21 protein-coding genes are annotated in these 25,655 nt (G+C 70.6%); 9 read left to right on the forward strand and 12 right to left on the reverse strand.

Annotated elements, in window-relative coordinates; all coding sequences use genetic code 11:
* A partial coding sequence (locus ABD250_RS14090; protein WP_344393122.1) for a 3-hydroxybutyryl-CoA dehydrogenase occupies nt 1-731 on the reverse strand: 731 nt, incomplete at its 3' end.
* Between the two features lie 161 nt (nt 732-892).
* Nucleotides 893-2,182, reverse strand: coding sequence for an isocitrate lyase (gene aceA / locus ABD250_RS14095; protein WP_182658725.1), 1,290 nt, complete (start codon nt 2,180-2,182; stop codon nt 893-895).
* 193 nt (nt 2,183-2,375) lie between these two features.
* Between aceA and ramB the strand changes: the two genes are divergently transcribed.
* The 3 genes from ramB (at nt 2,376) to ABD250_RS14110 (ending at nt 5,562) form a co-directional block, all read left to right on the forward strand.
* Nucleotides 2,376-3,830, forward strand: coding sequence for an acetate metabolism transcriptional regulator RamB (ramB, locus tag ABD250_RS14100; RefSeq protein WP_182658724.1), 1,455 nt, complete (start codon nt 2,376-2,378; stop codon nt 3,828-3,830).
* A 5-nt stretch (nt 3,831-3,835) separates the two neighbouring features.
* A complete protein-coding gene (locus tag ABD250_RS14105) occupies nt 3,836-4,414 on the forward strand; it encodes a carboxymuconolactone decarboxylase family protein (protein ID WP_182658723.1) in 579 nt (192 codons plus the stop codon).
* A 284-nt stretch (nt 4,415-4,698) separates the two neighbouring features.
* Complete coding sequence (locus tag ABD250_RS14110; RefSeq protein ID WP_194306934.1) at nt 4,699-5,562, forward strand: DUF559 domain-containing protein; 864 nt, start codon at nt 4,699-4,701, stop codon at nt 5,560-5,562.
* A gap of 190 nt (nt 5,563-5,752) precedes the next feature.
* Here the strand turns inward: ABD250_RS14110 and ABD250_RS14115 are convergent, their stop codons facing one another.
* On the reverse strand, nt 5,753-8,254 hold the full coding sequence (locus tag ABD250_RS14115; RefSeq protein ID WP_344392876.1) for a glycoside hydrolase family 65 protein: 2,502 nt from the start codon (nt 8,252-8,254) through the stop codon (nt 5,753-5,755).
* Complete coding sequence (locus tag ABD250_RS14120; RefSeq protein WP_182658228.1) at nt 8,251-8,997, reverse strand: HAD family hydrolase; 747 nt, start codon at nt 8,995-8,997, stop codon at nt 8,251-8,253. The genes ABD250_RS14115 and ABD250_RS14120 overlap by 4 nt, the downstream gene beginning before the upstream one ends.
* Before the next feature lie 260 nt (nt 8,998-9,257).
* Between ABD250_RS14120 and ABD250_RS14125 the strand changes: the two genes are divergently transcribed.
* A complete protein-coding gene (locus tag ABD250_RS14125; protein WP_182616162.1) occupies nt 9,258-10,040 on the forward strand; it encodes a hypothetical protein in 783 nt (260 codons plus the stop codon).
* A gap of 220 nt (nt 10,041-10,260) precedes the next feature.
* Here the strand turns inward: ABD250_RS14125 and lpdA are convergent, their stop codons facing one another.
* Nucleotides 10,261-11,655 carry a dihydrolipoyl dehydrogenase gene (gene lpdA, locus ABD250_RS14130; protein ID WP_017837816.1) on the reverse strand — a complete coding sequence of 465 codons (1,395 nt, stop codon included), beginning with the start codon at nt 11,653-11,655 and terminating at the stop codon, nt 10,261-10,263.
* A 123-nt stretch (nt 11,656-11,778) separates the two neighbouring features.
* Nucleotides 11,779-11,934 carry a hypothetical protein gene (locus ABD250_RS14135; RefSeq protein ID WP_182658227.1) on the reverse strand — a complete coding sequence of 52 codons (156 nt, stop codon included), beginning with the start codon at nt 11,932-11,934 and terminating at the stop codon, nt 11,779-11,781.
* A 134-nt stretch (nt 11,935-12,068) separates the two neighbouring features.
* On the opposite strand from ABD250_RS14135, the gene ABD250_RS14140 reads away from it, so the two are divergent.
* Nucleotides 12,069-14,255 (forward strand): prolyl oligopeptidase family serine peptidase, encoded by a 2,187-nt coding sequence (locus ABD250_RS14140; protein WP_277817572.1) that lies wholly within the window; start codon nt 12,069-12,071, stop codon nt 14,253-14,255.
* Here the strand turns inward: ABD250_RS14140 and ABD250_RS14145 are convergent.
* The 5 genes from ABD250_RS14145 to groL all read right to left on the reverse strand — a co-directional run bounded on the left by ABD250_RS14145 (nt 14,215) and on the right by groL (nt 19,243).
* Complete coding sequence (locus tag ABD250_RS14145; protein WP_344392880.1) at nt 14,215-15,111, reverse strand: alpha/beta fold hydrolase; 897 nt, start codon at nt 15,109-15,111, stop codon at nt 14,215-14,217. The genes ABD250_RS14140 and ABD250_RS14145 overlap by 41 nt on opposite strands.
* Before the next feature lie 112 nt (nt 15,112-15,223).
* Entirely contained in the window at nt 15,224-16,345 is a 1,122-nt protein-coding gene (locus ABD250_RS14150) for an alpha/beta hydrolase (protein WP_182659208.1), read from the reverse strand.
* A gap of 368 nt (nt 16,346-16,713) precedes the next feature.
* Entirely contained in the window at nt 16,714-16,887 is a 174-nt protein-coding gene (locus tag ABD250_RS14155; protein ID WP_182659209.1) for a hypothetical protein, read from the reverse strand.
* A 125-nt stretch (nt 16,888-17,012) separates the two neighbouring features.
* Nucleotides 17,013-17,150, reverse strand: coding sequence for a hypothetical protein (locus ABD250_RS14160; RefSeq protein ID WP_182659210.1), 138 nt, complete (start codon nt 17,148-17,150; stop codon nt 17,013-17,015).
* Between the two features lie 470 nt (nt 17,151-17,620).
* The gene (groL, locus tag ABD250_RS14165; protein ID WP_179523441.1) at nt 17,621-19,243 is read right to left on the reverse strand and encodes a chaperonin GroEL; all 1,623 of its coding nucleotides are present in this window, start codon (nt 19,241-19,243) and stop codon (nt 17,621-17,623) included.
* Between the two features lie 284 nt (nt 19,244-19,527).
* On the opposite strand from groL, the gene ABD250_RS14170 reads away from it, so the two are divergent.
* Both ABD250_RS14170 and ABD250_RS14175 read left to right on the forward strand, forming a co-directional pair.
* Nucleotides 19,528-20,001 carry an SRPBCC family protein gene (locus tag ABD250_RS14170; RefSeq protein WP_182659211.1) on the forward strand — a complete coding sequence of 158 codons (474 nt, stop codon included), beginning with the start codon at nt 19,528-19,530 and terminating at the stop codon, nt 19,999-20,001.
* A 5-nt stretch (nt 20,002-20,006) separates the two neighbouring features.
* On the forward strand, nt 20,007-20,762 hold the full coding sequence (locus ABD250_RS14175) for a DUF8017 domain-containing protein (protein WP_179523443.1): 756 nt from the start codon (nt 20,007-20,009) through the stop codon (nt 20,760-20,762).
* 72 nt (nt 20,763-20,834) lie between these two features.
* Here the strand turns inward: ABD250_RS14175 and ABD250_RS14180 are convergent, their stop codons facing one another.
* Nucleotides 20,835-21,593: a hypothetical protein gene (locus tag ABD250_RS14180; RefSeq protein ID WP_344392883.1), complete on the reverse strand. Its 759-nt coding sequence runs from the start codon at nt 21,591-21,593 to the stop codon at nt 20,835-20,837.
* Between the two features lie 100 nt (nt 21,594-21,693).
* Between ABD250_RS14180 and ABD250_RS14185 the strand changes: the two genes are divergently transcribed.
* Complete coding sequence (locus ABD250_RS14185) at nt 21,694-23,157, forward strand: M20/M25/M40 family metallo-hydrolase (protein ID WP_344392884.1); 1,464 nt, start codon at nt 21,694-21,696, stop codon at nt 23,155-23,157.
* A gap of 64 nt (nt 23,158-23,221) precedes the next feature.
* On the forward strand, nt 23,222-25,543 hold the full coding sequence (locus ABD250_RS14190) for an AAA family ATPase (RefSeq protein ID WP_344392886.1): 2,322 nt from the start codon (nt 23,222-23,224) through the stop codon (nt 25,541-25,543).
* The last annotated feature ends 112 nt before the right edge of the window (nt 25,544-25,655 follow it).

The following is a 25,655-nucleotide window of genomic DNA, read 5'->3' on the forward strand; positions in this document are numbered from 1 at the left end:
AGGGAGAGCGGGCCCATCGGGTGGGCGCACCCCAGCACCATGGCCTTGTCGATGTCCTCCGGGGTGGCGAAGCCGGATTCGGCCATCCTGATGGCCGAGAGCAGGAAGGGCACGAGGAGCGCGTTGACCACGGCTCCGGACCTGTCCGCGGAGTGGACCACCTGCTTGCCCAGGACCTGTTCGGCGAACCCCTCGGCGCGCTCGCGGACGGACTCCCCCGTCTCCAGCGTGCTCACCAGCTCGACCAGCGGGAGCACGGGGACGGGGTTGAAGAAGTGCATGCCGATCACGCGCCGGGGCCGCGCGGTGCACGCGCCGAGCTTCATGATCGGGATGGAGGAGGTGTTGGAGGCCAGGACCGCCTCCGGATCGGTGACCACCTCGTCGAGTTCACGGAACACGGCCGTCTTGGCCGCCTCGTCCTCGACGATCGCCTCGATCACCAACTGTCGATCGGCGAAGTCCCCGAGGTCGGTGGTGAACCGCAGGCGCAGGGCGGCCTGGTCACGCTCGCGCCGGGTGATCTTCCCGGAGGACACGCCCCTGTCGAGCGAGGAGAGGATGCGGGACCGGCCCGCGGCGGTGAGTTCCCGGGTGGACTCCCACACCAGGACGTCGACGTGGGCGCGGGCGCAGACCTCGGCGATCCCGGCCCCCATCTGGCCTGCACCGACCACTCCCACGCGGGTGATCGACCCCTGTCCCGGGGCTACCTCGCGGGTGGTGGGCATGTGCGACACGTCCTTCTTCGAACCTGGGGACCGCTCACGGGCGTGGCCCGGGAGTGCGTGAGACACACGCGGGGGCCGGGGCCGCCTCGAGGAGACGGCCGCGGCCCCCGGTGTGTTCACGCCACTGTGCGTATCGCCCTACGAGCGGGCGACGCGGGAGGTCAGTGGAACTGACCCTCCTCGGTGGAGCCCTTCAGCGCCGCGGTGGACGTGTTGGGGTCGACCGTGGTGGCGATGCGGTCGAAGTAACCGGAACCGACCTCACGCTGGTGCTTGATGGCGGTGAAGCCACGCTCCTTGGCGGCCTTGAACTCGCGCTCCTGCAGCTCGACGAACGAGGTCATCTGGTTGCGGGCGTAGCCGTAGGCCAGATCGAACATGCCGTAGTTGAGCGAGTGGAAGCCGGCCAGGGTGATGAACTGGAACTTGAAGCCCATCGCGCCGAGCTCCTTCTGGAACTTGGCGATCGTGTCGTCGTCCAGGTTCGCCTTCCAGTTGAAGGAGGGCGAGCAGTTGTAGGCCAGGAGCTGGTCCGGGAACTCGGACTTGACGGCCTCGGCGAACTGCTTGGCGTACTCGAGGTCCGGGGTGCCGGTCTCCATCCAGATGAGGTCGGAGTACGGGGCGTAGGCCTTGGCGCGCTCGATGCAGGGCTCGATGCCGTTCTTGACGTTGTAGAAGCCCTCGGCGGTGCGCTCACCGGTGATGAACGGGCGGTCACGCTCGTCGACATCGGAGGTGATGAGCGTGGCGGCCTCGGCGTCGGTGCGCGCGATGATGACCGACGGGACGTTCGCGACGTCGGCCGCGAGACGGGCCGAGGTCAGCGTGCGGATGTGCTGGTTGGTCGGGATGAGCACCTTGCCACCGAGGTGGCCGCACTTCTTCTCCGACGCGAGCTGGTCCTCCCAGTGCACACCGGCGGCGCCGGCCGCGATCATGGCCTTCTGCAGCTCGTAGGCGTTGAGGGCGCCACCGAAGCCGGCCTCGGCGTCCGCGACGATCGGGGCGAGCCAGTTCTCCACCGAGGTGTCACCCTCGATGCGGGCGATCTCGTCGGCGCGCAGCAGCGCGTTGTTGATGCGGCGCACGACGGTCGGGACCGAGTTGGCCGGGTACAGCGACTGGTCCGGGTAGGTGTGGCCCGAGAGGTTGGCGTCGCCGGCGACCTGCCAGCCGGAGAGGTACACGGCCTCGAGGCCGGCACGGATCTGCTGGACGGCCTGGTTGCCGGTCAGCGCGCCGAGGGAGTTGACGAAGTCCTTGTTGTTGACCTTGTCCCAGAGGATCTCCGCGCCACGGCGGGCGAGGGTGTGCTCCTCGACGACGGTGCCCTGCAGCTCCGCCACCTGCTCGGCGGTGTAGTTGCGGGTGATGCCCTTCCAGCGGGGGTTGGTGTCCCAGTCCTGCTGGATCTCTGCAGCGGTACGTGCCTTGCCGACGTTCGACATCGCGACTCTTTTCTGTCTCGGGGGCGGACCCTGCTTCGCACAATTGCGAGCGCGGCGTCCTGTACCTGGAAAGGATGCCACACGCATCGCAGCCCGTCTACCTGGGAATTGTGCGAATCTGGCGAGTTTCCTTGCATTGCTTGCGAACTTTGCGAAGAATGTGGGGCACACCACCGACCCGCGGGAGCCGCTGATGACCACCATCCACATGGGTGCTCGCCTGCGCCGCCTGCGCGAGGAGCACGGTCTCACCCAGGCCGCCTTCGCCGAGACGCTCGGGCTCTCGGCCAGCTACCTGAACCAGCTCGAGAAGGACACGCGCCCGGTCACCTCCCGGGTGCTGGCCCGACTGTCCGAGGAGTACGGGGTCGACTCGACCTTCTTCGCCTCCGACGCCGACACGCGGTTGATCGCGGAGCTCACCGAGGCCCTGTCCGACCCCCAGGTGTCCACCGGGATCCCCGCGGGCGACGTGATCGACCTGGTCCGTGCCCACCCGTCGCTGGCACGCGCCTTCGCGGTATTGAACCAGCGGTACCGCAACTCCGCGGACCTCCTCGCGGCCCTCACCGAGAGCCGCAACGCCCTGTCCGACGAGGCGGACACCTTCGCGCTGGCCATGCCGCACGAGGAGGTGCGCGACTACTTCTACCAACGCCAGAACTACATCGACTCCCTGGACACCGCGGCCGAGGAGCTCACCACCCGGATCCGCATGAACCGCGGCGACGTCCGGGCCGAGCTGGAGAACCGGCTCGCCGAGATCCACGGCGTCAGGGTGGTGCGCCGCGTGGACCTGCCCGACGGGTTGTGGCACCGCTTCTCCGCCCGGGACCGCCGGTTGGACCTGTCAGCGCACCTGACCGGAGGGCAGCAGGCCTTCCGGGTGGCCTCCGAGCTCGCGTTCCTCGAACACCGCGAGCTGCTCGACCAGCTCGTGGCCGACGGGGCCTTCAGCTCCCCCGCCGCCGGCGCCCTGGCCCAGCGCGGGCTGGCCAACTACTTCGCCGCGGCCGTGCTCATGCCCTACCAGCGCTTCCTCGACACCGCCGAGGACTTCCGCTACGACGTGGAACGCCTGATGACCTTCTACGCGACGGGCTACGAGACCGTGTGCCACCGCCTGTCCACACTCCAGCGCCCGGGAGCCTCCGGGGTGCCCTTCAGCTTCGTGCGCGTCGACCGCGCGGGGAACATGTCCAAGCGGCAGTCGGCCTCCGGTGTCCACTTCACCACCTCGGGTGGCACGTGCCCGCTGTGGAACGTCTACGAGACCTTCTCCTTCCCGGGCAAGATCATGCGCCAGGTCGCGGAGCTGCCGGACGGGCGTCTGCACCTGTGGGTCTCGCGCACCGTCACCACCCGGCCCATGCGGTTCGGGCAACCCCGCAAGACGTTCGCGATCGGTCTGGGCTGCGAGGCCCGGCACGCCCACCGCACCGTCTACGCGCAGGGACTCGACCTCGCCGACGCCGACGCCGCCACCAAGATCGGGTCCGGGTGTCGCATGTGCGAGCGGCCCGCCTGTCCCCAACGTGCCTTCCCGCCGCTGAACCGCACCCTCAAGGTGGACGCGCACCGCTCGTCGCTCTCGCCCTATCTGCTCGACGAACCCCACTCGCCGGCCGCCTCCCCTGCCCTACCCTGACGGCCATGAGCCAGCCGCACAGCACCGACAGCCATCCCCGGGACCCGGCCCGGCCCCGCATCCGTCCCGGCGGGTTCCGTGAACTCGGTCCGGTGGGCTGGGCCGTCAACCGCGTGGGCGCCCGCGTCACCGGCAGCCAGGACGTCCATCTGTTCGCCACGCTCGGCCGTGCGCGCCGGCTCTTCCCCGCGTGGCTGGCCTACTCGGGGATGATGATGCCGTTCGGGGTGCTCGACCGCCGGACCACGGAGCTGGTGATCCTGCGCGTGGCCCACCTGCGCGGCAGCGACTACGAGCGGGCCCACCACGAGCGGATCGGCGCGCGGGTGGGGCTGAACGACGACGAGATCACCCGCACCCTGCGCGACCCCGCGGACGACGGCTGGTCGGATCGGCTGCGCGCGGTGTTGACCGCGGTCGACGAGCTGGTGCGGACCAAGGACATCGCGGATGACACGTGGGCGGAGGTGGCGGCCCACCTGACCGAGGCGGAGCTGGTGGGTCTGGTGCAGCTGGTGGCGCAGTACGACGGACTGGCCACGTCCCTCCGGGCCCTGCGGATCCAGCCCGACCGCCCCCGCTGACCCACCTGCCCAGCCCCTCCGGGTTGCGCGTCCCCTTTGCTCGCCCCCTTCCGAGTTCCGCGCCCCCTCTGCTCGCCCATCCGCCACGTGCGCGCCCCCTCTGGTCCATTCCCGCCGCGCACCTGTCGTCCCCATGTTCGGACGACCAGCCCATCGGCTCCTCCGGGAGCCCACCGGGTCCTCCGTGCGCTCCGGTCGTCCACAATCGTCCCCCCTCCACAGGGCGGCCGGAATCCCCGCGTGAACACCGGACCCCCTCGTTCCCGCCGAGGATCATCCTCGGCATGACGCGCCACCACCCGGGCCCACAGCACCCCGTCCTCTCGTCCGCCCGGCTCAGCAGCGAGCTCGCCGCCCTCCCCCGTCGACGACGAGAGCGCGAGTTCGTCAAGATCGCGGACGAACTCTGGCTGCCGGCTGGTCTTCCGCTCGGCTTCGAGACCTTGTCAGTGGCCTACTCGCGGCTGTACCCGAGCGGCGTCCTCACCGGATGGTCGGCGGCGGTCCTCCACGGGATCGCCGCCCCTGACGACGCCATCCCGGAGTTGTGCGTCGGCCCCAGCGGAAGAACGCGTTCGGGCCTGCGGATTCGTCGATACCGGTTGCCCGCCTCGGCCGTGGAGCACAAGCGGGGCGTCGCCGTCACGAGTCGGCGATGGACGGCCTTCGACTTGGCCCGGTTCACCGACCACCTCGGTGGAGTCATCGCGGTGGAGCACTTCTACCGGCACGGGTTCTCCGAGCGCGAGCTCCGCGACGTGGTCGACGGCCAGGTCGGCGCCTGGGGCGTCGCGCGAACACGACGGGTGCTCGCGGACGCCGATCGTCGCAGTGAGTCCCCCAAGGAGACCGAAGCGAGGTTGTTCCTCCGAGACGCTGGCTTCACGGGGTTCGTGCCGCAGGTCGAGGTGGGCGGATACCGCCTCGATCTCGCTGATCCCATTCACAAGATCGCGGTGGAGTACGACGGCGCGCACCACGAGCACCCGGAACAGCAATCGAAGGACCGGTACCGCAGGAACCGTCTCCAGGCCGCCGGCTGGATCGTGATCGTCGTGGACCACAGGATCTTCCGCCACCAACGAGGCGACTTGCTACAGCAGGTTCGTGCGGCGTACGCCCAGCGCACCTGCCGATTCGCCGCCTGACCCTCGGTGCCCCGGCCCCCGATCTCCCGGCGCCGGGCAGACTTGCGCGGCCCCTGTGGTCCATTCCACCGGCGCGACCGCCCAGCGTGCGAGCGTTCCGGGCGCGCAGGACGAAGAGGACGCGCATCTCGCGGGCGGGAGGGGCGGGCCGAGCGGGCGCCGAGGGCTCACACCCCGCCCCTCCCGCCCCTCAGCGCTCTACCGCGGCGAGCTCGGCGCGGGACAGGCAGGCGCGGGCCCGCTCGTCCAGTTCCAGCGTGAGGGTCTGGCCGGCGGGTACGGTCACCGGCTGCCCCTGCACCGTGCACTCGAAGTCCGCGCCGTTGAGGTTGTCGATCGTGATCTCCGTGTGGGTGCACCGGACCTTCACGTGCGTCCCGCGCACGGTCAGCCGGAACGTCAACGCGCCCCACTCGGCGGGCACCCGGGGGTCGAACGAGATCTCGCCCCGGTAGTCGCGCATCCCGCCGAACCCGCTCACGAGCGCCGACCACACCCCGCCCGCGGAGGCGACGTGGATCCCGTGGGCGGCGTTGCCGTGCACGTCCGCCAGGTCCACCACCAGCGCCTTGGAGAAGTGCTCGAACGCCTCGTCGCAGTACCCGATCTCGGCGGCGATGATCGACTGCACGACCGCCGAGAGCGTCGAGTCGCCGGTGGTGAGCGGATCGTAGTACTCGAAGTTGGCCCGCTTCTGCTCCTCGGTGAACTCGTCGCCGCGGAGGAACATCGCCAGCACCACGTCGGCCTGCTTGAGCACCTGGTGCCGGTAGATCACCAGCGGGTGGAAGTGCAGCAGCAGCGGGCGGCGCGGGTGCTCCAGGTCCTGGTCCCAGACCTCCTTGGCCAGGAAGTCCTGGTCCTGGGGGTGCACCCCGAGCGCGTCGTCGTAGGCGATCACCATGTTCTCGGCCGCGCGCCGCCATTCCGCGATCTCGCCGTCGTCGATCTTCAGGCGGCGACAGATCCCCGCCCACCGGCCGTCACCCAGCTCGGCGATCCGCTTGCACGCGATCGCGGCGGCCACCAGGTTGAACCTCGCCATGGCGTTGGTGAACAGGTTGTTGTCCACCACGGTGGTGTACTCGTCGGGCCCGGTGACGCCGTGGATGTTGAAGCAGCCGTCGTCGGCGAAGAACCCGAGCGAGACCCACATCCGTGCGGTCTCGACCAGCATGTCCACGCCCTCGCGGATCATGAACTCCTGGTCGTCGGTGGCCCACAGGTACTTGACCAGGGCGTGCGCGATGTCGGCGTTGATGTGGTACTGCGCGGTACCGGCCTCGTAGTACGCCGACGCCTCCTCGCCGTTGATCGTGCGCCACGGGTACAGCGCGCCGTTCACGGACAGGAAGCGCGCGCGGGCGCGGGCCTTGTCGAGCATCGAGTACCGGAAGCGCAGGGCGTTCCGGGCGAACCGCGGCATCGTGTAGGTGAGGAACGGCAGGACGTAGGTCTCGGTGTCCCAGAAGTAGTGACCGGAGTAGCCGCTGCCGGTGACGCCCTTCGCGGCGATCCCGTAGGTCTCGGCGCGGGCGGAGGCCTGCGCCAGCTGGAACAGGTTGAAGCGGATGGCCTGCTGGGTCTCGGGCGGGCCGTCCACCTCCACGTCCCCGCGATGCCAGAAGTGGTCGTACCAGTCGCGCTGCGTGCGCTGGAGGTCCTCGACGCCGCGGTCGCGCGCGCGGGACAGGGTGCGCGCGCACCGGTCGGCGAGCTCACCGGCGGGGACCTTCTCGGAGGTGTGGTACGCCGCCAGCTTGGTCAGCCTCAGGACGCGACCGGGGGTGGCGTGGGCGTGGTAGACGACCTTGGACGCGTCGTCGTCGCTCTCCACGCTCATGTCGACCTCGTCCTCGGTCTCCACCTCGTGGTCCACCGCCACGGCGATCGACATGCCCGAGTTGGCGCAGCGGTACCCGTGGACCTGGTAACCGCGCTGGCCGTCGGAGACCACCGGCTCGAGCACCCGGTGGTCGAGGCCGTCCGAGCGGCGCGGGTCGAAGCCCTCCGGCACGGTCTCGGCGGAGCGGTACTCGTCCTCGCCGTCCTGCCGGTTGAGCACCTGCGACGAGATCACCACCGGTGCGGGCTCGTCGGGCAGCTCGATCTCGTAGGTCATCACGGCGAGGTGCTTCTCCACCATCGAGACCATGCGGGTGGTGCGGATGACCACCTTCTTGCCGGCCGGCGTGCGCCAGACCAGCTCGCGCCGCAGGATGCCGTCGCGGAAGTCGATGCTGCGCTCGTAGTGCTCGAGGTCGGCCTCGCTCACCCGCAGCGGCTCGTCGTCCACGTAGATGCGGATCGTCTTGGTGTCGGGCGCGTCCACCATGGTCTGGCCCTCGCGCGCCAGACCGAACGCGTCCTCGGCGTGCTGGATGTGCCAGGTCTCGTGGAACCCGTTGACGTAGGTGCCGTGCGTGTGGGAATCACGGCCCTCCTCGGGGTTGCCGCGCATGCCCAGGTAGCCGTTGGCCACGGCGAACTGCGTCTCGGAGACCCCGAGCGGGGAGGCCTTGGGGTTTGTCTCCACCCAGCGCCACGGGTCCGCGGGGTGCGTGGAGCGGTTGATCTCCGGCACCTCGAGGTGGCTCCGGAGGTTGACGCCGTAGGTGGTCCGGATGTTGCCGGGGACGGACTGGCCGATCGTGTCGTGGACCGGGCCGCGCCCGGGGGGGACGGGTGTCATGACCGCGCCCCCGTCAGCCCGGGGATCAGTTCGGCCAGGTCGACGACGACGATGTCGGCACCCTCCCGGAGCAGGACGTCGCGGCCCGCGCCGCGGTCCACGCCGACGACGTGGGCGAACCCGCCGGCGGCACCGGCCTGCACGCCCGAGACGGCGTCCTCGATCACCACGCAGCGGTCCGCGGGCACGCCCAGCAGTTCGGCCCCCCGCAGGTACGTGTCGGGCCGGGGCTTGCCCGGGATGCCCTCGGCCTGCGCCACCAGCCCGTCGACGACGACCTCGAAGCGGTCCCGCAGCCCCGCCGCCTCGAGTACGGGGCCCGCGTTCTTGGAGCTGGAGACCACGCAGGACGCGATCCCGGCGGCGTCGAGGGCGTCGAGGTAGGCGACCGACCCCGGGTAGGCCTCGATCCCCTCGTCGAGCAGCTGACGGAAGACGATGTTCTTGCGCAGCCCCAGCCCGGTGATCGTGTCCGCCTCGGCTGACCCCTCGTCGTCGTCGCCCTCGCCCTCGACGCCATCGGGCAGCGTGATGCCGCGCGCGGCGAGCATCGACGCGATCCCCTCCACCCGCGGTTTGCCGTCTATGTAGCGGAAGTAGTCCTCGTCCGAGTAGGGGTCGATCCCGCGGTCGGCGAAGTACGCGGAGAACATCCGGTTCCACGCCTGCATGTGCTTCTCGGCCGTCGGGGTGATGACCCCGTCGAGGTCGAAGAGCACGGCATCTATGCCGTCATGGTCCATGTCGAATCCTACTTCCGGGTCGGTGGGCCGATCGGGCTCGTCCGGTGACGCATCAAGGGTAGACACCCGGACGCCGTATCGAACCCCTCACCTCCCCCCGTGCGGCCCATCTCACGCCCGGCGGGCAGGGAATGTGGGTGCCATCCGGCCTACGTGCGGGAGGGATGCGGGGTCCACCCGGCCTCGACTCGGGGCGGAATGCACTGTCACCGGGTGCCCGGTGGCACTATGGTCGGTGACTCTGGACTAGAAGGAGAGAGATGCGACTTCGCACCCGCAATCCCCGCCGTGTCGCGATCGCCGGCCTCGCACTGGTCACCGCGGCCGCACTCACGGCCTGCACGTCGGACTCCGACGACTCCGGGAACGGTGACGCCCCGGGCGACACCCAGACCACGGCGACCGTCGACGAGTCCGCACCCGAGGCACCTCTCGACCAGCTTGTCCTGGCCGAGGGCGAGGCCCCCGGTGGCGGTGTGGTGCAGGTAATCGAGCCGGATCTCCTCCAGGAGGCGGTCGACAAGCTCGTCGCCGACCAGGGCAAGCAGCTCATGGAGGACCCGGCGTGCGACAGGGTCTCCCGCCTCGAGACCGTCTCCAACTTCGCGACCACCGACGGGCTGACCGCAGCGGTGCGGTACAAGCAGTCGGAGGAGGACGACACCGAGCATCGTTTCGGGATCGGCATGGTGGGTCAGAAGCTCGACGACTTCATGGACCGCTCCCTGTACGAGGCCTGCACCACCTCGCGGAGCTCCACCAACCCCGACGTCGAACTCGTCATGACCGTGGCGGACGCCCCGGCCATCGAGGGCGCCGAGGGCTTCCGGGTTACCAGCGACTTCATCACCACCCGGCCGGACGGCACCCGCTCACTGAGCCGGGCCATCGCGATCCACGGCTTCACCCGTGACACCACCGTGAGCGTCGAGTACGCGGCCCGGGGCAACAACCCGGAGGCGGACCCGGTCCTGCCCTCCGCGGCCGGCGCCCTGGACGCCATCTACGAGGCGCAGATGGCCAAGATCGTGGTGGCCGAGTAAGCCGCTCGACCGTCGCCTGCGCCCCAGCCATCGAGAAGAGCGTTCCGCGCACGTCGCCCGAGAGGGAGTGCGCGGAACGCTCTTTTCGTTGATCGCTGCCCGGTTTTCGTTGACCGCTGCCCGGTGCGGGGCGGGCCCGGACCGGTGCGGGGTGGGCCGGGGAGCCCGGTGAGTGCGGGCCGGGTCAGGGCCGGGCCGGGTCAGGGCCGGGCCGGCGCCCCTAGAGGTTGATCATGTGGCCGCTGACGCCCTCGACGGCCTCCTTCATGGCCTCCGACAGGGTCGGGTGGGTGTGCACGTTGCGCGCCACGTCCTCGGCGGTGAGGTCCCACATCTGCGCCAGGGTCAACTCGGGCAGCAGCTCGGAGACGTCGGGGCCGATGAGGTGGGCACCGAGCAGTTCGCCGTGCGTCCCGTCGGCCACGACCTTGACGAACCCGACCGCGTGGCCGAGCCCGTGGGCCTTGCCGTTGGCGGAGAAGGGGAACTTGCCCACCTTGACGTCGAAGCCCTCGTCGCGGGCCTGGGCCTCGGTGAGCCCGAACGAGGCCACCTGCGGCTGGCAGAAGGTGGCGCGCGGCATCATCCGGTAGTCGCCCAGCGTCTGCGTCTGGGCACCCGCCATGGTCTCGGCTGCCACGACTCCCTGCGCCTCGGCCACGTGGGCCAGCTGCAGCTTGGCTGTGACGTCGCCGAGGGCGTAGATACCCTTGACGTTGGTCCGCATGTTGTCGTCGATGGCGATGGCGCCGCGATCGGTGAGCTCGACGCCGGTCTTGTCCAGGCCGTAGCCCTCGACGCGGGGCGCGAACCCCACGGCCATCAGCACCTTGTCCACGGTCAGAGTCTGGGACTTGCCCTCCTCACCGTTCTTCTCGACCTCCACCTCCACCGAGTCGCCGTTGTCGGTGACCTTGGTGGTCTTGTGCCCGGTCAGGACCTTCACGCCGAGCTTCTTGTAGTGCTTGGCGATCTCCTTGGAGACCTCCTCGTCCTCGTTCGGCAGGAGACGGTCCATGAACTCGACGATCGTCACCTCGACGCCGTAGTTGGACATGACGTAGGCGAACTCCATGCCGATGGCCCCGGCGCCGACGATCACGACCGAGTCCGGCAGCTCACGGGAGAGGATCTGGTCCTCGTAGTCCACCACGTTCTCGCTCAGCTCGATCCCCGGCAGCGTCTTGACCACGGAGCCGGTGGCGATGATGCAGTTGTCGAACGTGTACGAGGTGCCGTCGACCTCGATCGTCTTGTCGTCGGTGAAGGTACCGAAGCCGTCGATCTCGGTGATCTTGTTCTTCTTCATGAGGAAGTGGACACCCTTGACGATGTTGTCCGAGACCTTGCGGCTCCGGTCGTGGGCCACCCCGTAGTCGAAGGAGACGTCCCCGGAGATCCCGAACGTCTTGGCGTCACGCAGCACCGTGTTGGCCAGCTCGGCGTTGCGCAGCAGCGCCTTCGAGGGGATGCACCCGACGTTGAGGCACACACCGCCCCAGTATTTCTCCTCGATCACGGCCACCTTGAGGCCGAGCTGCGAGGCGCGGATCGCGGCGACGTAGCCACCGGGGCCCGCGCCGAGGACGATGAGGTCGTAATGAGTGTCAGCCACGACACACAGGGTAGCGCTCCCGACGGCCGCCGAGCGGCGGAGCGGCGCGGAACCCCACCCGAAATGAACGTCGCCGCCTCCTCCCGGGGGGAGGGGCGGCGACGGTGCCCGAGTGGGGCGCGCTCAGGACAGGTTGCCCAGGACCGACTTGAGAGCCGTGGCGACGATGTCGCCGATGGTGTCGGCGATCATGTCGGTGATGTTGCCGGTGGCACTGCCGCCGCTGAGCGAACCGGACTCGCCCGAGCCGCTGCTGAGGATGTCGGTGAGGGAACCCATTGTGTATCTCCGTTTATCGAGTGCATTCCCGAGGATTTCGAGAACGGCCGGGTCAGGCGACCCCTGCATGGCGTTGATGGTACTGACGCTACGGCCCGGTAACAAGATCCTGTGGATTTCTTACACCGGTTCAGTTGCCGACGGGCCGCACACGGCATCATCGGGGCATGAACTCATCCGCGTCTCCCGACCCGTTCCTGCATCTCGAGGACGTCGACTCCGCCGGGGCCCTCGAGTGGGTCCGGGACCGGAGCGACCGAACCGTGGCGGATCTCGCCTCCGGGCCGGAGGCCGAGACGGCGTACGCCCGCGCCCTGGAGATCCTCGACGCCTCGGACCGCATCGCGTGGCCGGTCCTGCGCGGCCGCCACGCCTACACCCTCTGGCGGGACGCCGACCATCCCCGCGGTCTGCGGCGACGGGTGCCGTGGTCCGTGCTCTCGCGTGGTGCCCCGGGCGTCGACCACCCGGCCTGGGAGACCCTGGTGGACGTGGACGCCCTGGCCGCCGAGGAGGGGGTCAACTGGGTCTACTCGGGCACCGTGGTCCGGCGCCCCGCGGACGACAGGGCGCTCATCCGGCTCTCCCGCGGGGGCGCGGACGCGGTGGAGGTCCGCGAGTTCGATCTGACCGCCCGCCGATTCGTCCCGGAGTCCGAGGGCGGGTTCCGGTTGTCCGAGGCCAAGAGCTCGGTGTCCTGGGTGGACCGGGACACCCTGCTGCTGTCCTCGCCGCTGGACCCCGGCGGGTCGGACGCCACCGACTCCGGCTACCCCCGCCTGGCGCGGCTGTGGCGTCGCGGGACCGACCCGCTCAGCGCGCCGGTGATCTTCTCCGGACGATCGGAGGACGTGGCGGTGGGCGCCGCGTACGACCTCACCTCGGGCCGCTACACGGCCAGCCGTGCCCCCGACTTCCACACCTCCGAGGAGTGGTTCTGGTCCCCGGAGGTCGATCCCTCGACCACCGCACCCCACCGACTCCCGGTCCCCGAGGACTGCCGCGTGGAGTCGTGCGGGGACTGGCTGCTGCTGCGGCCGCGCACCGATCTCGAGGTCGCCGGATGCACCCACGCCGGCGGGTCGGTCCTCGTGCTGCCGTGGGCCGCGATCGACGCCGACCCCTCGCGGTTGCCCGAGCCCGTCGTCCTGTTCTCCCCCACCCCCTCCACCACGGTCGAGGACGTGACCTGGGGCCGGGGCCGGATCCTGCTGACGATCCTCGACGACACCGAGTCCCGCCTCGAGGCGTACACGATCCCCGACGCCGCGGACGGGGCCTGGGAGCCCCGCCCCGTCGAGGGCTTACCGGACCACGTGTCGGTGGACGTGCTGTCCTGCGACCGCCTGTCCGGCGCCGACGCAGGCGGCGGAATGGACGACGACCAGCGCCCACACCCCGACGACGCCGTCCTCGCGGTGTCCGGGCCGATCGTGCCGCCGTCGCTGGTGCTGCTGCGCGCGGACGGCTCCACCACGACGCTCGGGTCCACCCCCGACCGGTTCGACACCACCGGCATCGAGGTCACCCGGCACACAGCGGTCAGCGACGACGGCACCCGCGTGCCCTACACCGTGATGCGCGGCCCCGGCCCCGACGGGCCGAGGCCGACCATCCTCTACGGATACGGCGGCTTCGAGGTGTCCATGCGGCCGTCGTACGCGGCGCTGCGTGGGGCGCTCTGGCTCACCGGGAGCGGCGTCTACGTGGTCGCGGGGATCCGCGGTGGGGGCGAGTACGGGCCCGCCTGGCACAAGGCCGCCGTCCGCGAGAACCGCCCCCGCGCGTTCGAGGACTTCGCGGCCGTGGCCCGGGCCCTCGTCTCCACAGGGGTGACCACCCGCGATCAGCTCGGCGCGACCGGCGGGTCCAACGGGGGGCTGCTCATGGGCGTCATGCTCACGCGTTATCCGGAACTGTTCGGCGCGATCGCGATCGCGGTCCCGCTGCTGGACATGCGGCGCTACCACCTGCTGTTGGCCGGCGCGTCGTGGATGGCCGAGTACGGCGACCCCGACTCCGCGGACTGGGACGACTTCCTGGGCGCGTACTCGCCGTACCAGCACATCGACCCCGCCGCGGATCGCCCCTACCCCCCGGTCCTCATGACCACCTCGACCCGGGATGACCGCGTACACCCCGGTCACGCCCGCAAGATGACGGCCGCCCTGGAGGCCGCCGGACACGAGGTGGCGTACTACGAGAACATCGAGGGCGGCCACGCCGGTGCCGCCGACAACTCGCAGGAGGCCCGGAAAGCGGTCCTCACCTACGAGTTCTTCAGGCGTCGCCTACCTCGTCGTCGTCCCGACCAGGGGTGAGCCCCTCCCGCGCCATCCACGCCAGCACCCGGGCGACCACCTCAGCGGGCTGGCGCGCCCACGCGTTGTGGCCGAGCGGCTCCGGCTCGACCTCGAGGGTAGTGCGCGCCGACGGGAGCATGGCCAGTAGATTGCGCGCGGCCCCCTCGGGGGCGAGCGTGTCGCCCGCGATCACCACCGACAGCGCTGGCGCGGTGACCCGGGCCAACCCGGCCGGGTAGTCGAGGTCCGCGCGAGCCGGTTGCATGACGCCGGCCGCCGCGAGCCGGGACCAGTCGCGGACCCGGTCCGCGGGCACCTTGCCGCTCGCGCCGAAGAACTGCCCCGGCACGTGCCCGGCCACCCATCCGATCGCGGGCAGGAGCACCGACCCCAGCCGCAGGCGTCGGCCCAGCGGGGCAGGGAATCCGCGGTGGAACGGCGACTGGGCGGCCACGGCCACCAGACCGACGACGCGCGGGTCGTGGCGCGCCAGGTGGTAGACGCCGATCTGCGCGCCCATGCTGTGCCCGAGCAGGATCACGCGGCGCTCGCCCAGCACCCGCGCCATGGCGTCGAGGGCCCCCGGGACGTCCTCGGCGGCGCTCTCGTGGTACCCGGCCGCTCCCCCGCCCCGGCCTATCCGGTGGGTGCTCTCACCCTGCCCCCGAAGCTCGGTGATCGCGACGTCCACACCCTCGGCTGCGAGCGCGCGGGCCAGGGGGAGGTAGTAGCGGGCGCCGACGGCGATGCCGGGCAGGACCAGTACCGCCAGCTGGCGCTCGTCCCGCCGGTCGGCCTCCACGATGAGCAGCGGGCTCGTGCTGCCGTCCCCGTGCCGAAGCTCGATCCGCCGCGGGTCCTCAATCTTGGTCATGCGTACAGGATGCCGGACGCCGCCCGCCGGGCGACACCGGCCCCGCGTACGGATGACGAAGGACCCCGCCCCACACCTGTGGTGGGACGGGGTCCGTCGAGCCCGGGGTCGATCAGCGCTCGGTGGCGCCCATCGCGCGGGCCATCATCGGCCAGGACTGCTTGAGGTCGTCCTGCCAGTAGCCCCACGAGTGCGTGCCGTTGGGCGCGAAGTCGAACTCGGCCGGGATGCCCAGCTCACCGAAGCGGCGGGCGAGGTTGGCCGTGCAGTACTGCGTGGCCGCCTCGATGATGCCGCCGACGATCGCCTGGTTGGCCAGCGCCGGGATGCTGTTGCGCAGACGCCAGTTCTCGAGCGACTCGTGCGGCCCGGGCAGGCCGTTGCCGGTCGAGATGAACATCGCGGGGAGCTGGTTGTTCTTCATCTGCTCCTGGAAGCGGAAGGCACCCCAGACCGGGTCGTTGTCGAACCAGTTGTTGGTGCCCACCTTGGGCTCGCCCGGGAACGGTCCCCACATGTTGTCGAGGTTCGCGCCGCCGCGCATGCCGGTGACGATGTTGATGAACTGGTAGCCGATGGGCGTGGAGGTCTCGGCGCAGCCGGAGTAGGAGCCGATTGCCTGGAAGCGGCCCGGGTGCTTCTGGGCGATGGTGAGCACGGAGGTGGCGGTCATCGAGATGGCCGCGAGCGAGCGCGTGCGGTCGCCGCGGATGTTGCCGCCGTAGGCGCCCTCGAAGAGATCCGGGAGCTCATCGGCGAGGTAGGTCTCGAACGCCATCGGGGTGGTCGCGCTGGCGAAACGGGTCTGGACGTTGGGGTCCGGCTTCTGCCAGTCGGTGTAGTAAGAGAAGGCGCCGCCGATGGGGGTGACGGTCCAGGCGTTCTTGTTGGCCATGAAGTCCTTCACGTCCGACTGCGCCTGCCAGGTTGCGGAGTCCTCGCCGCCGCCGGCACCGTTGACCAGGTAGAGCACCGGAGCCTTGGCGTTGCCGTCAGCCGGGCGCTGGACGATGTTCGGCACCTCGGTCTTCATCTTGGTCGACCACACCGAGACGATCAGGCGGCCATCGTTGAGGGGGGTCTCGACGACCTTGTTGCTCTCCGTGGCCTTGGTGTAGCTGATGCTGCCGCTCTGGGCCTGGGCCTGGGCCGTGCCCGTGGCGACGACGGGGACCATGGCCGCAGCGAGGGCCGCTGTCGCGACCTTCGTGCCGAACCGCTTCACTGAACGCATATTTCGACGCCTTACATTCTCGTTGTTCACAGACGGACCCGGGCATTCCTGCGGAAACGCTAACCCGATTCCCAGTAGTCACACAAGTCCCACTAGGCACATTAGTACCACGATTGCGTCCGCAGGTCGTGCGTATTGCATCCGCGGGCCACGCTCCGAGGCTCCCACAGGCAGGTGAACCGAGGGAAACCGCGGAGCCGACCGGTGCGGCTCACGTCAATCTTATCGACGGTGACCGGCGCCCCGTTACCGGTATGAACAAACTTATATCCCCCGATCTCCCACGGGGCAAGTACCGGCGACCGGCAGGGGTGCGAGGAAGGGCCCCGGACGCCAGTCCGGGGCCCTTCCGCGAGTCGGTGGACGACTCAGGCCATGAAGCCCTTGCCCAAGGCCTCCTGGAAGTCGCCACCGGCGAAGTAACCGGCGGCGCTGACGAAGTCGCTGACCCAGCCGATCAGGTCCGACAGGACGCCGAAGGTGCCGTCCTCGCCGATGATGCGGCCCAGGCTACCGTCGGCACCGAAAGCTTCGCTTCCCATAATTTTCTCCTTGACGTGAGTGGTGAGTGCAGGGTCTCCGGCACTCGAGTGAACTGCGGGGGGTGACCAATTCCAGGCTCGCGGTCGAGGTGGGGGCCGGAACAGGCCCCACAAACGAGCAGCGGCTATTCGGCGGCTTCGCCGAGGCTGCCCAGTACGGTGTCGAGGCCGTCACCGGCAAGCGAGCCAGCGAAGCCCATGACGCCCGAGAGGACGTCGTCGATCGCGCCGAGAAGATCGCCGATGGCGCTGAAGTCAGGCATGTGTTTCTCCCTTGAAAGTTGTGCCCCGGCTTCTGGGGCCAGAGTCAGCGTAATCTGAGTAGACCCAAAGTCAATCGTGACCTAGGTCTCCACGTCGGCCGCGTGACGCAGATTTAACTTAACACGCCTTCCGTGACTCAGATCACTAGATGCAAGGAGATCCTAGCATCACGATCTGCCTGCGCAAAGGTCAATGAACCATCGACTTAATCGGCTGCGTTAGCCTTCCCTCACGAACTGCAAGAGTTATCGATACGGTCTCGTAACCTCCGGGTCGATAAACCTTCATCTAGACAAGCGCCTATTAGACCCGAAAGCGGCCCGCACGATCAGGATCGCACCGGGAAGAACACGATGTGTTCCCGGAGCGAGCGGCGTGCGGGCAGCCCGATGAGGCACGGAAATAGGCCGTGGCCCGCACCGGGGTTCTCCGGTGCGGGCCACGGCCCGGCGTACTGTGTGGGCTCGGGTCAGAAGCCCATGCCACCCATCTCGTCGCCACCCGGCATCGCCTGACCGGCGGGCTCGGGCTTGTCGGCCACGACGGCCTCGGTGGTGAGGAAGAGCGCCGCGATGGAGGCGGCGTTCTGCAGCGCGGAGCGCGTCACCTTGACCGGATCGTTGATACCGGCCTCCAGCAGGTCCTCGTACTCGCCGGTGGCGGCGTTGAGGCCCTGGGCGCCCGGGAGGCTCCGGACCTTCTCCGCCACGACGCCCGGCTCGAGGCCGGCGTTGAAGGCGATCTGCTTGAGCGGGGCGCTCAGCGCGAACTTGACGATCTTCGCACCGGTGGCCTCCTCGCCCTCGAGGGACAGCCCGTCGATGGCGACCTCGGACTTGACCAGGGCGACGCCGCCGCCGGCGACGATGCCCTCCTCGACCGCGGCCTTGGCGTTGCGGACCGCGTCCTCGATGCGGTGCTTGCGCTCCTTGAGCTCGACCTCGGTGGCCGCGCCCGCCTTGATCACGGCGACGCCGCCGGCGAGCTTCGCGAGGCGCTCCTGGAGCTTCTCACGGTCGTAGTCCGAGTCGGAGTTCTCGATCTCGGCGCGGATCTGGTTGACCCGCCCCTCGATCTGCCCCTGGTCGCCCGCACCCTCGACGATGGTGGTCTCGTCCTTGGTCACGACGACCTTGCGCGCCTTGCCCAGCATGGAGATGTCGGCGGTCTCGAGCGAGAGGCCGACCTCCTCGGAGATGACCTGGCCACCGGTGAGGATGGCGATGTCCTGCAGCATGGCCTTGCGACGGTCACCGAAGCCCGGGGCCTTGACGGCGACGGACTTGAAGGTGCCGCGGATCTTGTTCACGACGAGCGTGGACAGGGCCTCGCCCTCGACGTCCTCGGCGATGATCAGCAGGGACTTGCCCTCGCCGATGACCTTCTCCAGCAGCGGCAGGAGGTCCTTGACGGTGGAGACCTTGCCCGAGACCAGCAGGACGTACGGATCCTCCATGACCGCCTCCTGGCGCTCCGGATCCGTCATGAAGTACTGCGAGATGTAGCCCTTGTCGAAGCGCATACCCTCGGTGAGCTCGAGATCCAGGCCGAAGGTCTGCGACTCCTCGACCGTGATCACGCCCTCCTTGCCGACCTTGTCCATGGCCTGGGCGATGAGCTCGCCGATCGCCGGGTCGGCGGCGGAGATGCCGGCGGTCGCAGCGATCTGCTCCTTGGTCTCGATCTCCTTGGCGGAGGCGATCAGGTGCGCGGTGACGGCCTCGACGGCCTTCTCGATCCCGCGCTTGATGCCCATGGGGTTGGCACCGGCGGCCACGTTGCGCAGGCCCTCGCGCACGAGCGCCTGGGCCAGGACGGTGGCGGTGGTGGTTCCGTCGCCCGCGACGTCGTCGGTCTTCTTGGCGACCTCCTTGACGAGCTCCGCACCGATCTTCTCGTACGGGTCCTCGAGCTCGATCTCCTTGGCGATGGAGACGCCGTCGTTGGTGATCGTGGGGGCGCCCCACTTCTTCTCCAGCACGACGTTGCGACCCTTGGGGCCGAGCGTGACCTTGACGGCGTCGGCGAGCTGGTTGAGACCGCTCTCCAAGCCGCGGCGGGCCTCTTCATCGAACGCGATCATCTTTGCCATTGGGTGAATCATCCTCCGGGTGTGGGGTGACACGTATGTGGTCGGCGTCGGCGCCCGCGACGGACGGAGCGGACCGTGTCAGATCCGCGCCTCACCTTGCGACCTCAGTTCAGGTGTTGCTGGCACTCAGGGTAGCCGAGTGCCAACCGCTTTTCTAGCACTCGCCCCCCACGAGTGCAAAGGGTGCGGCCCGGTGTTCGCGGCGGGCGAACGACACGCACGGCCGCGCCCCGTCCCCTACCATCGAGACGCCATCGAAGCCCGTTCCCATTGGAAGGCCATCCATGCCCACCGAGTCCGCTCCCGCCGCCATCGAGAGTTCGATCGAGATCGACGCCCCACCGGCCCGGGTCTGGGAGGTCGTCTCCGAGGTCCGCAACGCCCCCCAGTGGAGCAGCCAGGCGCACAAGGTCGTCGCCCTCGGTGGCCGCACGACCGCCGGGACGTGGGCGCTCAACATCAACAAGCGCGGCCCGATCTTCTGGCCCACCACCAGCCGTGTCGTCGAGTTCGAGCCCGGCAGAAGGTTCGCCAACCGCATCACCGAGAACACCACCATCTGGGTCTTCGAGCTCGAGCCCACCGCCGACGGCTGCACCCGGCTCACGGAACGTCGTGAGGTCCCGAACGGCCTGACCTTCATCTCGACGTTCCTCACCGACAAGCTCTTCGGCGGACAGCCCTCGTTCACCAAGGAAATGGACAGGGGCGTGTCGACCTCCCTGAAGCGGATCAAGGCCCTCGTCGAGCAGGGCTGACCGCCATGGCCGGGGTGGGCGTGGTCGCGGTGGCCCGGAGCGGGCTCGCGACGATCCTCGCGGGCTCCCTCGTGGCAGCGCTCACTGGGTGCGCGCTCTGGACCGACGACGCGGACCCCGCCACCCCCGACCGCGAGGAACCCGGCCCCACCCTGGCCGCGGGTCCACCTCCCGGTGACTGGCAGGACGTCCGCAGCCCGACCGGCCTGGTCTACTCCGTTCCGCCCGAGTGGGAGGTGGGCGACCCGTTCGGCTCCCCCGCGCCCGGTGACGAGGACGTCCCGCAGGACCCCGGGTCGGACTGGGGCTCGGGATTCGTCACGACGGCCAACTCGATCGCCGACCGCGGATACTGTGCCGCCTCCGGGCTGTCGTTCCGCACGCTGGCCGGCATCAGCGCGGTGCTCCCCGGCGACGCCCGCGAGCAGGCCGAGTCCGCCTCCCGGGCCATGGCGGACTCGATCGACCGCCGCTTCACCAGGAACGGTGCGGACGTCCCCGTGCCCGAGGCGCGGAGCATAGGTGTCTCGGGCGTCCCGGCGTGGTACGTCTCGCTCCGCGGGGCCGTCCGGCCGCCCCGCGACTCCTGCACGCCGCCGACCATCCGGTTCGACACGATCGCGGTCTCCACGAGGGCGGCGGACGGTGCCCCGGCCTCGATCGTGTTCGTCCTGATGTCCGACGAGGACGAGCCCGGGGTCCAGCCGGAGGCGACGATCGACGCGGTGGTCGCATCACTTCGCTACGACAACTCGGTCTGACCGCGCCGACCCCTGCCCTGGTTCGCCACCGCCTCCGAACGCCCGGGCCCGTGTCCGGGCCACTCAGGCCACTCAGGCCGCGGTGACCCCACCCGCCACCAGTGCGCCGCTGCGGGACTCCGCACTCGGCGCCGCGTCGTCCGCCCGATCGGCGGCGACACCGCCGGAGATCTCCCCGAGCCAGTCCCGGTCGCCCCGAGCCCAGGCCCACCCGGCCGCGGCTGCCGCCTCGGCCTCGACACCGCCGACCGCCAGGTTCCGCTCGACCACCGGCGCCCCGGGGCCGTCGGCGACCTGGATCCGCAGGGCAGACCCGGTCCGCTCGAACCGGAACCAGCGGTCCTCGTCGACCTCGAGCTCGAGCCGGTCGCCGTCCACCTCGAGCGCGCACACCAGCTTGTGCAGCAGTTCGTGCGTCACCCAGGGCAGCGTGCCGTGCGGCCGACCACGGACGGCGTGGTCGGTGATGCACGCACCGGCGGTGGTGGGTCGGCGGTGGACGTCGATGTCGATCCGGACACGCGGGTCGGCCACCAGGCCCAGTTCCGGCGTGGTCACCAGGAGTTGGTGGGGTGCCGCGTACCGCATGACGGCGTTGACGACGAGGGGGCGGGTGATCACGCCGGGGTGGATCACCACGCCGACGCCGTCGATATACGGGCGCCGGGTGAGGGCGCCGGTCTCGCCCACGGCGTCCGCCTCGGGGAAACGCGCACTGACCTGGTCTCGGAGTTGCTCGAGGTCGGCCCGGACATGGTCGGGGAGATCATCGAGGCGGGCCGCGTCCCGGAAGACCGGATCGGCCGGGGTGACGACAATCACATAGCTCATGCCGATCACTGTACTTCATCCCTGGTTCATCTTCCGTTCATGTTGGCGGCGGGTTGGACAGGTGAGACCGGGTGTCGCCCTCCGGAACTAGGCTGACGCCATGTCCGCCTCCTCCCCGCTCCCGGCCCCGCATCCGGCGTTGGCCGCTCTCGCCGACGCGGTGGTCGCCCAACTCGACCGCGCGCGCACCGACCTCGCCGACCTGGTGGCCCTGCCCTCCGTCCACGGCGGCGAGCCGGAGGCGTGCGCGAGGGCCTGCGATCTGGTGCGCTCCCTGCTGGGGGAATTGCCCGTCCCCGGCCTCGGCCCGGACGCGGTGGAGGTCGTCGAGACCTCCGACGGATCCCTGGCGGTGTTCGCCCACCGGCCCGCGGCTCCCGGTCGCCCCACCGTGCTCCTCTACAGCCACTATGACGTGCAGCCCGCCGGCGATCCCGACGAGTGGACCTCCTCGCCGTGGGAGCTGACCGAGCGTGACGGCCGCTGGTACGGCCGCGGGGCCGCCGACTGCAAGGGCAACCTGGTCGCCCACCTCACCGCGCTGCGAGCACTGGCCGCCCTGGGCGGGGTGGACGACCGGGAGCACGACGACGAGGCGCGCACCGGCCGACAGGGCCCGCCGGACCCGCTGAACGGTCTGGGGATCAGGATCGTCGTCGAGGGCTCGGAGGAGACCGGCGGCGGGGGTCTGGACGATCTGGTGGCCACGCGGCCCGACCTCGTGGACGCCGACGCGATCCTCATCGCGGACTCCGGGAACGTCTCGGTGGGCGTGCCCACGCTCACGACGAGTCTCCGGGGGATCGCGAACGTCGTCGTCGTCGTGGACACCCTCGAGGCCGGGGTCCACTCGGGACAGTTCGGTGGCGCGGCGCCCGACGCCCTGGGCGCGCTCGTGGCGATCCTGGCCTCGCTCCGGGACCCCGGGACCGGCGCCACGACCGTCGACGGCCTGGACTTCTCCGGACGATGGACCGGGCAGCCCTATCCCGAGGAGTCCTTCCGCGCCGACGCCGGGATCCTCGACGGGGTGGACCCGTCGACGGCCGCCCCGGTGGCCGATCTGGTGTGGTCGCGCCCGGCGGTCACGGTGCTGGGGATCGACTGCCCACCGGTCGAGGGTGCGATCGCCGCCGTCCAGCCGCGGGCCCGCGCCCTGGTCAACCTCCGGGTCCCGCCCGGCACGGACCCGATCGAGGCGCAGGAGCTCCTCGCGGCGCACATCGAGCGACGCCGCCCCTGGAACGCTCGTGTGTCGGTGGAGAAGGAGACGGTGGGGTACCCGTTCAGTTCGGTCCCCGCGGGAGGCTCGGACGCCGTGCACGACCTGCTGTCGGAGTGCCTGGCGCAGGCGTACGGGGCGGCGGGCGTGGCGGAGGTCGGTTCCGGCGGGTCGATCCCGCTGTGCACGGCTCTGCGCGAGGCCCATCCACGGGCCGGCATCGCGCTGTTCGGTGTGGAGGACCCGGCCGCCGCGATCCACTCCCCCGACGAGAGCGTGGATCCGCGGGAGATCGAGCGCATCGCGCTGGCCGAGGCGGCGTTCCTCCAGCGCTTCCGCTGACCCCGGGGCGCCGGACCGCGCTGCGTGACGCGGCCGTGACGGGATCGGCGATACGCTCGCACGCGTGAACCACCGCCCGGACCTCGACCTGACCCTCCGTCTCTCGGCGTCCGCCGCCGACTCCCGCCGAGGGATCGTCCGCGCGCACCCGGAGGTGATCCTGGCGTTGGGGATGCGCGAGTGGGACGCGATCGAGATCGTGGGCGCCCGCACCACCGCGGCCGTGGTCGCCGCGGCCGCACCCGGGTCCCCGAGTGGGGTCCTGGTGGTGGACGAGGTGATCGCCGCCAACTGCGGTCTGGGTGAGGACGCGCGGGTGACCGTCCGTGCGGCGCGGGTCACCGGCGCCCAGTCCGTGGAGGTTCAGGGCCTGCCGCCCGCGGGTAGGGGCGTGGCCGAGCGGGTACTGCGGTCGGCGCTACTGGGCAAGGTGGTGCGCGTGGGTGACTCCGTGACGCTGCTGCCCCGTGACCTCGGCCCCGACTTCCCCACCGCCGACACCTCCCGCACCCTGCGCAACACCATGGGCGTGCAGTGGAGCACCGAACTGCTCACGGTCACCGCGACCGTGCCCGAGGGGGTCGTGTCGGTCCAACCCACCACCGCGGTGGTCGCCACGGCCGCCGGAGCCGTCACAGGAGCCGGGTCGGCCGCCGGAGCCGTCACGGGAGCCGGACCGGGCACCGCCGCGAGGGCCGACACCACGTCGCGCGGTGGGGGGCATTTCTCCAGCGGCAGCGGGGACTCGCACTCCACGGGCGCGGCGATCACCGCTGTCGACCGCGAGGACCTGGTGGGCGTGGCCGATCAAGCTGAGGTCTTGGAGCAGTGGCTCGCCCTCGCACTGGACCGGGCGGAGCTCCTGCGCACCCTGGGCGCCTCCCCACACCTGGGTGTGCTGGTCGCGGGCCCGCCCGGGGTGGGCAAGGCCACGCTGGTGCGGTCAGTCGCCGGCGACCGACGACTGGAGGTGCTCGACGGCCCGTCCGTGGGGTCCCTGGACCCGGCGGGCCGACTCGAAGCCGTCCGGGCCGCCGCCGAGCGGACCCGGGAGAACGGCGGGATCCTGCTCGTCACCGATGTGGACGCGCTGCTGCCCGCGCAAACCGAGCCGGTCTCCACCCTGGTGCTGGACCGGTTGCGCTCCGTCGTCGCGCATCCGGGCTCGGTACTGGTGGCCACGTGTGTTCGCCCGGAGGACGCCGACGCCCGGCTCAGGGAGCCCGACGTCTGCGATCGCGTCCTGGACCTGCCACTACCCGGCTCCGCGGATCGTGCCGCACTGCTCGGGGTACTGCTGCGGGACGTGCCCTCGGGAGAGCTGGACCTGCCCGCGGTGGCGGACCGGACCCCCGGCTACGTCGCGGGGGACCTTCGGGCACTGACCCGTGAGGCCGCGCTGCGAGCTGCCGGCCGCGCCGCGGGCAACGGCAACGGCAACGGCAACGGCAACGGCATACATGGCGACCGCGGCGCGGACGACGAGGCTGTCACCGCCCGCCTGGAGCAGGACGACCTCATGGGCGCCGTCGCCGTGATCCGGCCGCTGTCCCGCTCGGGGACCGAGGAGCTGAGCCTGGGATCGATCACGCTCGACGACGTCGGCGACATGGAGGAGGTGCGCCAGGCCCTCACCGAGACGGTCCTGTGGCCGCTCCAGCACCGCGACTCGTTCGAGCGCCTGGGCGTGCAGCCCCCGCGCGGCGTCCTGCTCTACGGCCCGCCCGGCTGCGGGAAGACCTTCGTCGTCCGCGCGCTTGCGGCGAGCGGTCGCCTGACGGTGCACATGGTCAAGGGCGCCGAACTCATGGACAAGTGGGTCGGCTCGTCGGAGAAGGCGGTGCGGGACCTGTTCCGTAAGGCCCGTGACTCGGCCCCGTCGCTGGTGTTCCTCGACGAGATCGACGCCCTCGCCCCACGCCGCGGCCAGTCCGGGGACTCCGGCGTCGGGGACCGCGTGGTGGCGGCGCTGCTCACCGAGCTCGATGGCGCCGAGCCGCTGGGCGACGTGGTGATCCTGGGCGCGACCAACCGCCCCGAGCTCATCGACCCCGCGCTGCTGCGGCCGGGCCGGCTCGAACGGCTCGTCTTCGTCCCCCCGCCGGACGCCGAGGCGCGCGCGGACATCCTCCGCGCGGCCGGCCGCAGCGTCCCGCTCGCCCACGACGTGGACCTGTCCGCGCTCGCCGCGGACCTGGACGGGTACTCCGCGGCGGACTGCGCCGCCCTCCTGCGGGAGTCGGCCCTCACCGCCATGCGCCGCGACATCGACGCCGCCGAGGTCACCGCGGACGACGTGGCCCGTGCGCGACGTGTGGTCCCACCCTCGCTCGACCCCGACCAGGTCGAGAGCCTACGGCTGTATGCCGAGCGGCGGGAGAACTAGTCGGACCGACCGGGCGCCGGACGCGCGGACCGACCGGGCGCCGGACGCGCGGACCGACCGGGCGCCGGACGCGCGGACCGGCCGGGCGCCGGACGCACCGTGGCGGGCAGAG

It is taken from the genome of Dietzia cercidiphylli (assembly GCF_039531545.1).
In the GTDB taxonomy this organism is placed as follows: Bacteria; Actinomycetota; Actinomycetes; order Mycobacteriales; family Mycobacteriaceae; genus Dietzia; species Dietzia natronolimnaea.